General features: G+C 40.2%; 13 protein-coding genes. 11 read left to right on the forward strand and 2 right to left on the reverse strand.

Translation table 11 applies throughout. The annotated features are described in order from the left end of the window. Positions 1 to 309: 309 nt before the first annotated feature. Positions 310 to 1875 (reverse strand): hypothetical protein, encoded by a 1566-nt coding sequence (locus OKW21_RS13460; RefSeq protein WP_277480074.1) that lies wholly within the window; start codon positions 1873 to 1875, stop codon positions 310 to 312. Between the two features lie 164 nt (positions 1876 to 2039). Between OKW21_RS13460 and OKW21_RS13465 the strand changes: the two genes are divergently transcribed. The 11 genes from OKW21_RS13465 (at position 2040) to ilvA (ending at position 13860) form a co-directional block, all read left to right on the forward strand. Then, positions 2040 to 3200: a 2-isopropylmalate synthase gene (locus OKW21_RS13465; protein ID WP_277480075.1), complete on the forward strand. Its 1161-nt coding sequence runs from the start codon at positions 2040 to 2042 to the stop codon at positions 3198 to 3200. A gap of 54 nt (positions 3201 to 3254) precedes the next feature. Then, complete coding sequence (leuC, locus tag OKW21_RS13470) at positions 3255 to 4676, forward strand: 3-isopropylmalate dehydratase large subunit (RefSeq protein WP_277480076.1); 1422 nt, start codon at positions 3255 to 3257, stop codon at positions 4674 to 4676. After that, positions 4673 to 5254: an O-methyltransferase gene (locus tag OKW21_RS13475; protein WP_338130048.1), complete on the forward strand. Its 582-nt coding sequence runs from the start codon at positions 4673 to 4675 to the stop codon at positions 5252 to 5254. The genes leuC and OKW21_RS13475 overlap by 4 nt, the downstream gene beginning before the upstream one ends. Before the next feature lie 33 nt (positions 5255 to 5287). Continuing rightward, positions 5288 to 5428, forward strand: a complete 141-nt coding sequence (locus OKW21_RS13480) for a hypothetical protein (RefSeq protein ID WP_277480077.1) — start codon at positions 5288 to 5290, stop codon at positions 5426 to 5428. A gap of 23 nt (positions 5429 to 5451) precedes the next feature. Continuing rightward, entirely contained in the window at positions 5452 to 6042 is a 591-nt protein-coding gene (gene leuD / locus OKW21_RS13485; RefSeq protein ID WP_277480079.1) for a 3-isopropylmalate dehydratase small subunit, read from the forward strand. Between the two features lie 22 nt (positions 6043 to 6064). After that, complete coding sequence (gene leuB / locus OKW21_RS13490; RefSeq protein ID WP_277480080.1) at positions 6065 to 7147, forward strand: 3-isopropylmalate dehydrogenase; 1083 nt, start codon at positions 6065 to 6067, stop codon at positions 7145 to 7147. 260 nt (positions 7148 to 7407) lie between these two features. Continuing rightward, complete coding sequence (gene ilvD / locus OKW21_RS13495; protein WP_277480081.1) at positions 7408 to 9090, forward strand: dihydroxy-acid dehydratase; 1683 nt, start codon at positions 7408 to 7410, stop codon at positions 9088 to 9090. 35 nt (positions 9091 to 9125) lie between these two features. Beyond that, positions 9126 to 10889, forward strand: coding sequence for a biosynthetic-type acetolactate synthase large subunit (gene ilvB / locus OKW21_RS13500; RefSeq protein WP_277480082.1), 1764 nt, complete (start codon positions 9126 to 9128; stop codon positions 10887 to 10889). Positions 10890 to 10926: 37 nt separating this feature from the next. Beyond that, positions 10927 to 11508: an acetolactate synthase small subunit gene (ilvN, locus tag OKW21_RS13505; protein ID WP_277480083.1), complete on the forward strand. Its 582-nt coding sequence runs from the start codon at positions 10927 to 10929 to the stop codon at positions 11506 to 11508. Positions 11509 to 11539: 31 nt separating this feature from the next. Then, positions 11540 to 12583 carry a ketol-acid reductoisomerase gene (gene ilvC, locus OKW21_RS13510; RefSeq protein ID WP_277480085.1) on the forward strand — a complete coding sequence of 348 codons (1044 nt, stop codon included), beginning with the start codon at positions 11540 to 11542 and terminating at the stop codon, positions 12581 to 12583. Between the two features lie 5 nt (positions 12584 to 12588). Then, positions 12589 to 13860, forward strand: coding sequence for a threonine ammonia-lyase (ilvA, locus tag OKW21_RS13515; protein WP_277480086.1), 1272 nt, complete (start codon positions 12589 to 12591; stop codon positions 13858 to 13860). A gap of 49 nt (positions 13861 to 13909) precedes the next feature. Here ilvA and OKW21_RS13520 read toward each other — a convergent pair whose 3' ends face one another. Beyond that, positions 13910 to 14386: a hypothetical protein gene (locus OKW21_RS13520; protein ID WP_277480087.1), complete on the reverse strand. Its 477-nt coding sequence runs from the start codon at positions 14384 to 14386 to the stop codon at positions 13910 to 13912. Positions 14387 to 14549 lie beyond the last annotated feature (163 nt).

Genomic DNA, 14549 nt, shown 5'->3' on the forward strand with positions numbered 1-14549 from the left:
AAGGGATATGTTTAAATTATTTCAAAGTGTAAAACAAGCACCCTATGTTATTATTATATTTTTAATAAAAATTGAAAATAATGTAAAAAAATCAACAGGCTCAAGATTTTCACCACAGTCCTATCCATGTACAATACCAAGTATACATCAGTAAAATGTATTTCTTAAGCGCTAAGAACGCTTTTAATGGAATTACATGTATTTCCTTGAATAAAGTAATTTAGGGTGATTTGACCCTTGTAGGCGCAGCGTTCTGAAATTTAAAGCAAAATGAATAGAGTTTTATCGTGCAGCCAAAAAGTACATGTATCAGGCAGCTCTCATCTGGTCTTCTTTGATTTTGCGTCTCGCCTTTTCTTGTATTACCTCCTGTACACTTCTTTTCTGAATTTTGCTTTCCAGCCAGGAGATAATGTCAAAGTAACTGAATGAACGGCTTTCATATGGGTTATTGATAAGCGTGAGCAGTTGTGACCTTAAGTTTTCAAATCTTTTGACCAGTTCACTTTCAGTAGTTTCTTTGGTAAGGTTCTTAAGAAATTTAAGGATATATTTTTGATAATGATTCAAGTCATCCTTTGCAAGCAAAAAGCGATAGGTAGATTTGATATAGTAATCAATAATATCAGTATTCCCTAACTCAAAATGGCTAATCAAATTAAGAATACGGGCAAAACAGTGAACATCTTCCCGTAAGTCAACATTTTGCTCATTGATAATTTTCTGCAACCAATACACGGCCATTTTATGATTACTATCTCCCACATACATACAGGCAATTTTGTAGTAAAAGATAATGGTAGAATGCTTACCCAGTTTATCTACAAACTGATCCAGGTCACGTTCAATTTTAGTCACTAGAGAAATACCGCCACTAAAATCGCCGGTAAGAAAATAACGGTTAATATCATGAATGGTGATGTATTTGAATAGCATCGCCCTGATGTTCTCATTAAGTTCTATACCCGGTATTTGATATACATTCTTGAGTTTCTGTGCTGAGGCTACAAACTCTCCGTACTTCATCAATTTATTTTGTGAAATCATCAGACTGTGGATACCCCTGATATACATAATGGTCTTAAGCGGTATAAACTCTGGTGTTTCTTCAAAGAGATTCACCCACTTATTTGCATAAGCATAGGCTTTGTCAAACTCTTGAATAAAGAGATAATAAGCTACATATACATTGTAGAGGTTAAGCTTTTCATTAAAAGATAAATTTTCCTCATCAAAACTTGGCATACTACTTTTGATAAACTGTTTGACCTCCTCCAGGTATTCTTCCTTTCTTACAAAACCAGTTTTGGTATACCAGTTATTTAAGCGTACCAGAATGTTAGAAAGTGTGTTGATGTTGTAAATGCGGGTATTGACATCTTTCACTTCGTTAATAATGTCGTTGACCTTTTCCGGATTTTCATTTCCGACTCCCTGGGCGACAACCTGTTTTTCCATTTTCAGGATTTCAAGCATAAGCTCCAGATTGTCATTTTTATGAGCCAGCCTTCTCGCTTTCTTAAGCAACTTATTACACTGTGAATACAATCCACGGTCAAATAGTAATTGGGCGTGGTCAATCAACTCTCTGATGCTGATATCTTTATTTTTTTTGAGATGGAAAGAGCGCATCGCATGAAGAAGCCGGTGATAAACGTGAGCCTTTAGGTTAGAGAATTGTTGGGGACTTAAATCAGCTTCCTGTTTTAAGATTATATCCTCATTGTAGGCTTTTTGCTGATCAATGGCTTGAAAAAGTTTTAGTGACTTTTGTTCTTCACCATAAACCTGCATCTGGAGTTTAAAATATCGCTTCTCACTCGGTGATAAAGATTTTATGAGATGAAATAAATCTTCTGACTTATGCTTAGACATCGTATTTATTTATTAATAAATCTTCAATTATTAAGCTATTTAAGCAATAACCTAAGCTATTCAAAGCTTTCAGACATGATAAAAATAATTTTTTTTGACTTTTTTACACAAAATCATTGTTCTATTTTTCCAGCAAAACATAAAAATAAATAAAATTAAATTTTATGGCGGACCAAGTCTATATTTTCGATACTACTTTGAGAGACGGTGAGCAGGTACCCGGCTGTCAGTTGAATACTGAGGAGAAAGTAATCATCGCCAAGGCACTTGAGCAGTTAGGAGTAGACGTTATAGAAGCCGGTTTTCCAATATCCAGCCCTGGAGACTTTAAGTCAGTAATTGAAATTTCAAAAGCGGTATCTAATCCGGTAATTACTGCTCTATCCCGAGCAGTTGAGAAAGATATAGATCGGGCTGCTGAAGCCCTGGAGTATGCCAAAAGAGGACGTATTCATACCGGTATTGGGACCTCCGATCAGCATATTTATACCAAGCTTCGTTCCGATAGGGATAAAGTGCTTGAAAGAGCTATAGCCGCTGTAAAACATGCCAAGAAATATGTTGAAGATGTAGAGTTCTATGCCGAAGATGCTGGCAGAACTGATCAGGAATATTTAGCCAGAGTACTAGAAGCGGTCATCAAAGCCGGAGCTACAGTATTGAATATTCCTGATACCACAGGATTTTGCCTGCCCGACATGTACGGTGAGAAGATCAAATACCTCAAAGAAAATGTAACGGGCATTGATAAAGCTATCCTTTCTACCCATTGCCATAATGATTTGGGCCTGGCCGTTGCCAACTCTATTTCTGCTGTCAGACATGGTGCCCGTCAGATTGAGTGTACCATCAATGGCATTGGTGAAAGAGCGGGAAATACTTCACTGGAAGAAGTTGTGATGGTGATGAAAAAACATCCTGAAATCAACCTCACCACCAATATTGATACCCGCCAGATTTATCCGACAAGTCAGTTGGTTTCCAAGCTGATGAACATGCCGGTACAAGCCAACAAAGCAGTGGTAGGAAAAAACGCTTTTGCCCACTCCTCAGGTATCCACCAGGATGGTGTGATCAAGAACCGCGAAAATTACGAAATTATTGACCCCGTAGAAGTTGGCGTTGATAAGTCTTCCATTATCCTTACTGCCCGTAGCGGCCGTGCCGCCCTCAACCACAACCTCAAGAGTATTGGCGTTGACCTCTCCAAAGATGAGTTAGAAGTAGCTTATGAAAAGTTTCTTGACTTAGCTGACGAACTCAAAATTGTGCAGGATGATGACCTGCGCAAATTAGCTGACGAACTTTCTTCCAAGTCAGTTTAATTATTTCTACTTATTACAAACACTACTTTCTGGAATAACAGCAATCATAATCTTATGTCTGGTAAAACATTATTTGATAAAATTTGGGATAAACACGTAGTCAGCAGCATTGAAAATGGCCCTGACGTACTCTATATAGATCGGCACTTTATCCATGAGGTTACCAGCCCTCAGGCTTTTGCGGGTCTTGATTCCCGGGGAATTAAGGTTTTTCGGCCTAAACAGACCATTGCTACAGCTGACCATAATGTGCCTACCAAAGATCAGCATTTACCGATTAAAGAAGCGCTATCCCGTACACAGGTTAACAAACTTACTGAGAATTGTGCGAATCATGGAATAGAGCTTTACGGACTAGGTCACCCTTATCAGGGAATAGTTCATGTGATCGGACCTGAACTAGGCATCACTCAACCCGGAATGACCATGGTGTGTGGAGATAGCCATACTTCTACTCATGGAGCCTTTGGCTCAATTGCTTTTGGCATTGGCACCAGCGAAGTTGAGCAGGTTTTAGCAACGCAGTGTATACTGCAATCTAAGCCAAAAAAGATGAAAATTGAGATCAACGGTTCTTTAGCAAAAGGTGTTACCTCAAAAGATATTATCCTTTATATCATTTCTAAAATTTCAGCCAGTGGCGGCACTGGGTATTTTGTGGAGTATACTGGCTCTACCATCAGAAGCCTCTCTATGGAAGCCCGCATGACCATTTGTAATATGAGTATAGAGATGGGGGCACGGGGTGGTATGATTGCTCCGGATGAAACAACCTTTGAGTATGTAAAAGGAAGAAAGTTTGCTCCTCAGGGAGAAGAATTTGATAAAAAAGTAGCCTACTGGAAAACACTCCCCAGTGATCCTGATGCGAAATACGATTTAGAATATCATTATGAGGCCGCTGATATTGAACCCATGATCACTTATGGTACTAATCCCGGTATGGGTATCAAAATCACGGAAAGCATCCCTGCATTAGAATCAATAGAGAAGGATGAACAGGTGTCTTTCAGCAAGTCATTGGATTATATGGCGCTATCCCCTCAGGAAAAGTTGTTGGGGAAAGCCGTTAACTACGTATTTATAGGCAGTTGTACCAATGCCCGTATAGAAGACCTTAGATTGGTTGCTTCTTTGGTAAAAGGCAAACAGAAAGCACCTAATGTTAACGCTATGATCATTCCCGGTTCACGGCAAGTTGAGAAACAGGCTCGGGAAGAAGGGCTGGATAAGGTTTTGGAAGCAGCGGGTTTTGAACTGCGTCAACCCGGTTGTTCAGCATGTTTAGGTATGAATGAAGATAAGGTGCCTAAAGGAGAGTACTGCGTTTCAACTTCAAACCGGAATTTTGAAGGCCGGCAAGGGCCCGGGGCAAGAACTTTTCTGGCCAGTCCTATGACTGCTGCGGCTACCGCTCTTAAAGGCTATATTACTGACGTGCGAGAAATGCTTGAAGAACCCGAATTGGTATCATGATGAATGACAGCATGATAGCCGGTATTCCTACCGCTTTAGATCTGATAGAAGACAAAGCTAAATCCATAGGATTCTATATGTCTTCTGATCGGCAAGTGGGTTCTTTATTGAGAACTCTGGTGGCTTCAAAGCCTAAGGGAAATTTCCTGGAACTGGGTACAGGCATAGGTTCATCACTCTCCTGGATCATTGAAGGTATGGACAAATTCTCTACTGTGACTTCCATAGATAATGATCCTGATCTAGTCAATTTTGCCAGTGAAATTTTCAAGTCTGACCAAAGGGTACAGCTACTTTGTGGAGATGGAAGTAAGTGGATCAATGAATACAGTGGAGAAGCATTTGATCTGATATTTGCTGATGCCTGGCCTGGTAAATATAGTGATTTGGAAAAGACACTTAACATGTTAAAATCAGGTGGTTTTTATGTGATTGATGATATGCTTTCACAGTCCAACTGGCCTGACGGACATCAGGAAAAAGTTACAATGCTTATTGAGCAACTTGAGCAACGTAAAGATATTCACTTAACCAAAATGAATTGGTCTACCGGACTGATCTTAGCAACTAAAATTTAGCATAAGTCCTTTGTCATGCGAAAGCAAAGTTATATGAAAAGAACACTATCATTTAAAGAACCTGAAGTTTACCAGCTAACGGAGCTACTGTGCGATCATATTTGGGAAGTAATTCATATTTCTATCGGAACAACACATAATTCCAATACCAAACAGTACACTTCGGTCAAATAATAAGTGATTAATTACTAAAACTCATGGATAAATTTTCAACACTGACATCTACCATAGTCCCTATTCCTACACGGAATATAGATACTGACCAAATTATTCCCGCTCGTTTTCTTAAAGCTACTACGCGGGAAGGCTTTGGTGATAACCTTTTCAGAGATTGGCGGTATGATGATCAGGGCAATCCAAAAGATGACTTTATTCTTAATGACACTAAGGTATCTGGCAAGATATTGGTGGCAGGAAAGAACTTTGGCTGTGGATCAAGTCGTGAACATGCAGCTTGGGCTATCCATGATTATGGCTTTAAGGTAGTCGTCTCCAGTTTCTTTGCTGATATCTTTAAAAATAATGCATTGAATAATGGTTTGTTGCCTGTACTGGTTTCAGACCCTTTTCTACAAACCATTTTTGAATTGTATGCTGAAAATCCTGATTTACAATTGAAAGTTGATCTTTCTCAACAGACAATCAGCATTGAGGGCACTGATAAGCAAGAAATATTCGAGATCAACGACTATAAGAAATACTGCCTTTCCCAAGGCTATGATGACATAGATTACTTACTCAGTCAACAAGAAAAAATTGAGGCTTACGAGCAAGAAAATTCTTACTAAACATCATTTATCTAATTAAAATATGCAGAAGAAAATAGCAGTTTTAGCTGGCGATGGAATTGGTCCTGAAGTAACAAAGCAGGCACTAAAAGTATTACGTGCGGTTGCAAAAGCCTACGATCATCAATTTACGTATGAAGAAGGTCTGGTAGGAGCAGCAGCCATTGACGCAACCGGTGATCCTTTTCCCATAGAAACTGAAAAACTATGTGTGGATGCGGATGCAGTCTTATTCGGGGCCATTGGTCATCCTAAATATGACAATGATCCTAATGCTAAAGTAAGGCCAGAGCAGGGCTTGCTGGCTATGAGAAAAAAGTTAGGGCTTTTTTCTAACGTACGCCCTGTAAAGAGTTACGAGGCGATCAGCCATATCTCTCCATTAAAAGAACATATTGTCAAAGATGTTGATTTTGTGGTTTTTCGTGAACTTACTGGCGGTATATATTTTGGTGAACCCCGAGGGCGTAATGAAAAGGGGGATACTGCATTTGACACTTCTATTTACACTAAAGAAGAGATACTGAGAATCAGCAAACAGGCTTTTGAAGCAGCTAAGAAAAGAAAAAAACATGTAACCCTGGTTGACAAAGCTAATGTATTGGCTACCTCCAGGTTGTGGCGTGAAACGGTAAGAGACTGCTGTAAAGAAAATCCTGATATCAAGCTGGACTATATGTACATAGATAATGCAGCAATGAAGCTGATCCAAAACCCGGGGTATTTTGATGTAGTCCTTACAGAAAATATGTTTGGTGATATTCTTACCGATGCTGCATCAGTGATTACCGGTTCGTTGGGTATGCTTCCATCAGCTTCTATGGGAGAGAATGTGAAGCTATTTGAACCGATTCATGGCTCTTACCCTGAAGTAGCTGGTTTGTCAAAAGCCAACCCGATTGGTGCCATTCTTTCTGCTGCCATGTTGCTCAACTATGCTTTTGGTATGATAGAAGAAAGTAACGCCATCAAAAGCGCAGTAGATCAATCTTTGAAAGAGGGTTACGTCACTGAAGATATTAATTCCGAAAAATATCATAGCACTGAAGAGGTAGGTGACAAGATCGCTACCCTGGTTTATATGTCTAAAAAAGTCCATGCTTAGCATTAGACTTTTGAAAGAGATGATAAAAATTTCTCAACAAGTTTGAAACAATTAGTAAGATTACTTATGTTTACTTTCATAACTGACACTGAGTTTTATCATGAAGACAGTAAATTCTATTCTTTCTATCGTCCTTATTATTGTAGTGGTCACTCAAAAGACGGGGTGAGAATAGAATTATATTATCATATGTAAGCTCTTCTCACTCCTGAGAAGAGCTTTTTTTATTCGAGAAATTAAAAGCACAGCCTTACTTATCAATGGAAAACAAACTAAATAAATACAGCCAGACCATCACTCAGGATGAGTCATTACCTGCTGCACAAGCCATGCTTTATGGTGTAGGTTTAAAAGAAGAAGATTTTGAAAAAGCGCAAGTAGGCATCGTTAGCACGGGTTACGAAGGAAATACTTGCAATATGCACCTCAATGGTTTTGCCAAGGAGGTAAAAAGCTCCGTTTTAGCTAATGATCTTGTAGGTCTGATATTTCATACGATAGGCGTTAGCGATGGCATGTCTATGGGAACTAAAGGCATGTCTTATTCCCTCCCCTCTCGTGATATCATTGCTGACTCTATTGAAACAGTAGTAAATGCGCAATGGTACGATGCTGTTGTGCCTATTGTGGGCTGTGACAAAAATATGCCTGGTGCCATGATGGCATTAGCGCGATTGAACCGTCCTTCCATTTTGGTGTATGGAGGAACGATCAGCCCGGGACATTACAAAGGCGAAGACCTCAACATTGTTTCTTCCTTTGAAGCTTATGGCAAAAAAATCACCAATCAGATTACGCCAGAAGATTTTAAAGAGATTATCAAACACTCCTGCCCTACTGCTGGTGCCTGCGGAGGTATGTATACAGCTAATACAATAGCTTCCGCCATAGAAGCCATGGGTATGAGTTTGCCTTATAGTTCTTCCAATCCGGCCACAAGCTCTGCTAAAAAAGAAGAGTTGAAATTAGTCGGCCCGGCTATTTACAATTTGCTCAAAGAAGACATCAAACCCAGGGATATCATCACCAGAGCCTCCCTGGAAAACGCTCTAACTCTTGTCATGGCCCTGGGAGGTTCAACCAATGCGGTACTTCACCTCATTGCGATTGCCAAAGCTACGGAGATCAGTCTGAACCTTGAAGATATTCAAAGAATAAGCGATAAGACACCTTTCATTGCCGATCTAAAACCGAGCGGAAGATACCTGATGGAAGACCTGCATAACGTTGGAGGCATACCCGCAGTCATGAAAATCTTGTTAGAAGAAGGTTTTTTCCATGAAGATTGCCTTACTGTCACTGGCAAAACTATCAAAGAAAACCTGGCAGAAGTAAGCGGCTTGAAGGAAGGTCAAAAAGTTATCTATCCGGTATCAAGCCCGTTAAAAGAAAGCGGCCACCTGCAGATGCTTTATGGAAATCTGGCTCCCGAGGGCTCAGTTGCTAAAATTACAGGAAAAGAAGGACTGCGCTTTGAAGGAACCGCCAAAGTGTTTGAAAGTGAAGATGAGGCCAATACTGCCATCACCAACAATGAGGTGAAAGCTGGTGATGTGGTGGTCATTCGCTACGAAGGCCCCAAAGGAGGACCAGGTATGAGAGAGATGCTTAAACCTACTTCTGCAATCATGGGCGCCGGGCTAGGAAAAAGTGTCGCTCTGATCACTGATGGACGTTTTTCAGGAGGCACACATGGGTTTGTAGTAGGTCACATTACACCCGAAGCTTATGAAGGTGGACCTATTGCGCTTCTGAAAAACGGAGATAAGATCATCATTGACGCTAACAATAATCAGCTTAGTGTTGAACTAAGTGATAAAGAACTTCATTCAAGACTAAAGGGATGGCAACAGCCTGAGCCCCGTGTAAAAAACGGAATACTTTACAAATACATGAAAAATGTTTCGTCCGCTTCCGAAGGATGCGTAACGGATCAATTTTAACTCAAATTTATTGACGAATCTATAATCCAGTAACTATGTCAATAGCCACCGAAAATGCACAACAATTAGCTGTTAAGGGTAATAAGCCTAAACACGAAAAGACCGACAAAATTGTGAGCGGGTCTGAAGCCGTCATCCTTTCACTCATTGAAGAAGGAGTAGATACTATTTTTGGCTATCCGGGTGGTGCTATCATGCCCATCTATGATGCACTTTTCCATTACCGCCATGCCCTGAATCATATACTTGTGCGCCACGAACAAGGTGCGACACATGCTGCAGAAGGATATGCACAAATGGCAGGTAAACCCGGAGTTTGCTTTGCGACTTCAGGGCCTGGTGCTACAAACCTGGTTACTGGTATTGCAGACGCCATGCTGGATTCCGTCCCTATCGTTTGTATCACAGGTCAGGTGCCAGAAAAATTTCTTGGTACGGATGCTTTTCAGGAAACTGATGTAATGAGTCTGGCTATGCCTATCACAAAATGGTGTTATCAAATAGCCGATGCCGATGAGATCCCATATATACTTGCTAAAGCATTTTATATCGCACGCTCTGGTCGCCCCGGTCCCGTACTCATTGATATTACCAAGTGCGCTCAGTTTGATAGTATGACCAAGCCCTTCAGGTATGAAAAGCGTAAGCAGATCAAAGGATATAAACCCGCTTGTAAACCTCGGGAAAAGGACATTACCAAAGCTGTTGAGCTACTAAATCAAGCCAAACGACCTTTTCTTTTTGTAGGTCATGGCGTATTGCTATCTAAAGCTGAAAATGAACTGTTAAAGTTTATTGAGAAGACCGATATTCCGGTAGCAAGTACCCTCCTAGGCCTTTCTGCTTTCCCTTCAGACCATCCAAACTATAAAGGGATGCTGGGAATGCATGGAAATTATGCCCCTAATAAGCTTACTAATAAAGCCGATGTGATTATAGCAGTGGGTATGCGCTTTGACGATAGGGTAACCGGTAACCTGGATACTTATGCTAAACAAGCCAAAGTAATCCATATTGATATTGATCATGCTGAGATGGGCAAAAATGTGATTCCGACTGTAGCTATGATTGCCGATGCTAAAGAAGCTTTACAGGCATTAATACCTGCTGTGAACGAGAACAAGCATGAAAGCTGGCATCAGGAATTCAAGAAGCTTTATGATGAAGAGTACGAAAAAGTCATTGAAAAGGACTTTACTGCTCATGATGAGCTGATAAAAATGGGTGAAGTGATTCGCAGGCTTTCTGAAAAAACCAAGGGTGAGGCGGTTGTAGTGGCAGACGTTGGTCAGCACCAGATGTCCGCTGCTCGCTATTCCAAGTTCCGTAAAACGGATAGCTGGCTCACTTCCGGTGGTTTGGGAACGATGGGTTATGCTCTCCCTGCTTCTTTTGGTGCTAAAATGGGTGCCCCCGACCGTGAGGTAGTCGCTGTTATTGGTGATGGCTGTTTCCAGATGACTATCCAAGAGCTAGGCACAATCGCGCAGAGTGGTTTGCCTGTCAAAATAATTGTACTTAATAACAATTATCTGGGCATGGTAAGACAGTGGCAGCAGTTGTTTTTTGACACTCGCTACTCATTTGTGGAGCTTTCAAATCCTGACTTCATCACCATTGCCAAAGGCTTTGGTATCAAAGGACATCGCTGTATGCATGCAGATGATTTGGACAGCTCTTTAGATACACTCATCAACTCAACGGAGGCATATCTCTTAGAGATTTCTGTGGAAAAAGAAGCTAATGTATTCCCAATGATGCCATCAGGCATGGGTGTAGATGACATTCGTCTTGATTAAGTCAAGCTGTTTATTGATTCAAAGCATTTAATATAATATGAAAAGGCGTTACACAATCATCGTTTTTACTGAGAATAACTTCGGTTTGTTGAATAGAATTACCATCATATTCTCACGTAGAAGAATCAACATTGAAAGCCTGACCGTCTCAGAAACTGAGCGCAAAGGTATATCACGCTTTACGATCGTGATTGACTATGATGAAACTAAAATCAGAAAACTGATTCAACAGATCCGAAAAATCATTGGGGTACTTGTCGTATTTGAGAACGAAGATGATCAGGTGTTTTTTGGTCAGATTGCCTATTTCAAAGTAATTACATCTTCCTTTGAAGAAAGAGAAAAAGTGATGGAAATAGCTCACCGGCATCAGGCAAAGATCGCTTTTTCTTCTGACGATTATATTGTCATAGAGAAAAGTGGAAAGGAAGAAGATATTTCTACAACTTTACACTTATTAGAGCCTCATGGCGTAGTTGAATACTGTAAATCAGGTAGGATAGCGATCGTTAAAGACCAACATCGTTTTAGCAAGTATGCAAAAAATATGGACCCGGAAGGTTGGTATTCTGATGAGGAGTTTCATGAACTTCAATCCAACGGTAGACATTCATTTTAATCATTCAATACAACCAAAATCAAATTAAAAAATGGCAAAAATCAATTTCGGTGGCGTAGAAGAGGAAGTGGTAACCAGAGAAGAGTTTCCTCTGGAAAAAGCCAGAGAAGTACTCAAGAACGAAACCATCGCGGTACTTGGATATGGCGTTCAGGGACCTGGCCAGGCACTTAACCTTAAAGATAACGGATTCAATGTAATCGTAGGACAGAGAAAAGATTCTAAAACCTGGGATAAAGCTGTAGCTGACGGATGGGTACCGGGAGAAACTTTGTTTGAGTTAGATGAAGCTTGTGAGAAAGGGACTATCCTTCAGTACTTGCTTTCTGACGCTGGTCAAATTGCGCTTTGGCCTAAAGTAAAGTCATACCTGAAACCTGGCAAAACCCTTTACTTCTCTCATGGTTTTGGGGTTACTTACAAAGATCAGACGGGCATTGAGCCTCCTTCAGATGTTGATGTTATTCTGGTTGCTCCTAAAGGATCAGGCACCAGCTTAAGAAGACTATTTCTGGCAGGCAAGGGCCTGAACTCTAGTTTTGCTGTCCACCAGGATGCTTCTGGCAAAGCACGTGAAAAAGTAATCGCTTTAGGAATTGGCGTAGGTTCAGGCTACCTTTTTGAAACTAACTTTCAAAAAGAAGTATATAGTGACCTGACCGGCGAAAGAGGCAGTTTGATGGGGGCTATTCAGGGACTTTTCGCTGCTCAATATGATCTACTTAGAAAAAGAGGCCATTCTCCTTCTGAGGCTTTCAACGAGACGGTGGAAGAAGCCACTGAATCATTATATCCACTAATCGCTGAAAATGGGATGGACTGGATGTATGCCAACTGCTCTACTACTGCTCAAAGAGGCGCTTTAGACTGGTGGAAAAAATTCAGGGATGCAGTAGCGCCAGTATTTGAAGACTTGTACGACAGTGTGGCAAGTGGTAATGAAGCTAAAATCACTATAGAAGCAAATTCTAAATCTGACTATCGTCCTAAATTAGAAAAAGAGCTAGATGAGTTAAGAGAGTCTGAAATGTGGAAAGCCGGTGCACAAGTGAGAAAGCTTCGTCCGAAAGAATAAAATTTATGAAAGATACAGTTGAGTCCGATAAGAAACTGATACCAGTTGAAAATATCATCAACGCAGCACAAAGAATAAAAGGGGTAGCTTATCATACCCCTTTTATGCATAGTATCAATCTGTCTGACAAATATCAGGCAAATATATACCTTAAAAGAGAGGACCTGCAGGTAGTAAGATCGTATAAACTACGCGGTGCTTATAACAAAATCAGCAGCCTGGATACTTCTACCCTTTCAAATGGGGTAGTGTGTGCAAGCGCAGGGAATCATGCGCAGGGAGTAGCTTATGCCTGCAACAAGCTGGGTATCAAAGGTATTATCTTCATGCCAAATCCTACACCTAAACAAAAGGTGAAACAGGTAAAGATGTTTGGGAAAGACAGTGTGCAAATCCAACTTGTTGGCGATACCTTTGACGATGCTTACGTAAAAGCTCAGGCTTTTTGTAAAGAACAAAATGCTCAGTTCATTCCCCCTTTTGATGATGAAAAGATTATTGAAGGACAGGGTACGGTAGGTTATGAGATATTATTGGACACTGAAGTGCCTCTGGATTATGTTTTTGTGCCTATAGGTGGTGGTGGTCTATCTGCCGGGCTAGGCAGCTATTTTAAACAAGTCAGTCCCCACACGAAGATTATTGGGCTGGAGCCAGAGGGTGCTCCCGCAATGATTAAATCGTTAGAGCAGGGAGAATTAGTTACCCTGGATAAAATTGATAAGTTCATTGATGGTGCAGCTGTTAAAAGAGTTGGTGAGCTTAACTTTGAAATCTGTAGTCAGGTATTAGACGATGTAACTACTATTTCTGAGGGCAAGGTATGTGATACCATTCTTAAATTATATGATGAAGAGGCCATAGTAGTAGAACCTGCCGGGGCTATGTCAGTCGCGGCGCTTGACTTTTATAAGGATAAAATCAAGGGTAAAAATGTATGTTGTGTCATTAGTGGTGGTAACAATGACATTACCCGCATGGAAGAAATCAAAGAAAGAGCCCTGCTGTATAAAGGTTTAAAGCACTATTTTATCATTCGCTTTCCTCAGCGAGCCGGTGCACTCAAAGAATTCGTCGCTGAAGTCTTAGGGCCTAATGACGATATTACACATTTTGAATATACTAAAAAGAATAACAGAGAAAGAGGGCCTGCTATGGTAGGAATTGAACTTCAGTCAGCTGAGGATTATGAGGGATTGATTGGGAGGCTTGACGCTCACCATATTGCTTATCAGGTGCTTAATGATAAATTTGAGTTTTTTCATTTTCTGATATAAAAAAAGGCTTGTCACTTGACAAGCCTTTTCAATTTTTTAGTAGAAGAATTTATTCACCAGCAGATGCACTTGCATCAGTTTTGCTAGCTCTGATAGCTTCAACTATTTCAGTATATCTGGCTCTCACTCTTGCATCAGAGGCAATAGCTTTTTTCACTGAACTGTAGTCTTTTGCACCCAGCACTCTTTTGATCAAAGATTTATAAGCTTCAGTAAACTCCTCTTTTCTATCAGATTCCATAGATTTAACCTGACCAATAAATTGCTTTTCTGCATCATTAGCAGGCGTTTCTCCACCAGCTAGTGCATTGTAACGATTTTTGATAGCAGGATCCTGTCCTTCAACATATTCGGTGATTTGCGCAGAAAGTTCATTAGCAAAAAGTTGCTTTGTTTCCTCAACAATGGCAAACTTATAAAGTTGCTGATCTGTAACTTCATCCTGAGCGTATACAAAACTTGTCGAGATAGCAAAGACCATAGATAAGGTTACAAAGACTCTCATAATTGCATTTTTCTGTGTCATTCTTTTAATATTTTAATTAAAATAACAAATTAATAATAGTAGAATAAGTAACTAAAGTAAGATTAGCGAATAAAGATTTATAGTTTTATAAATAAAACGTATTGAATCCATTATAATTTCTCAAATATGCTAAAAATTATGCCCAAAAGCCACAATATTTAGT

It is taken from the genome of Catalinimonas alkaloidigena (genome assembly GCF_029504655.1).
Lineage (GTDB): Bacteria > Bacteroidota > Bacteroidia > Cytophagales > Cyclobacteriaceae > Catalinimonas > Catalinimonas alkaloidigena.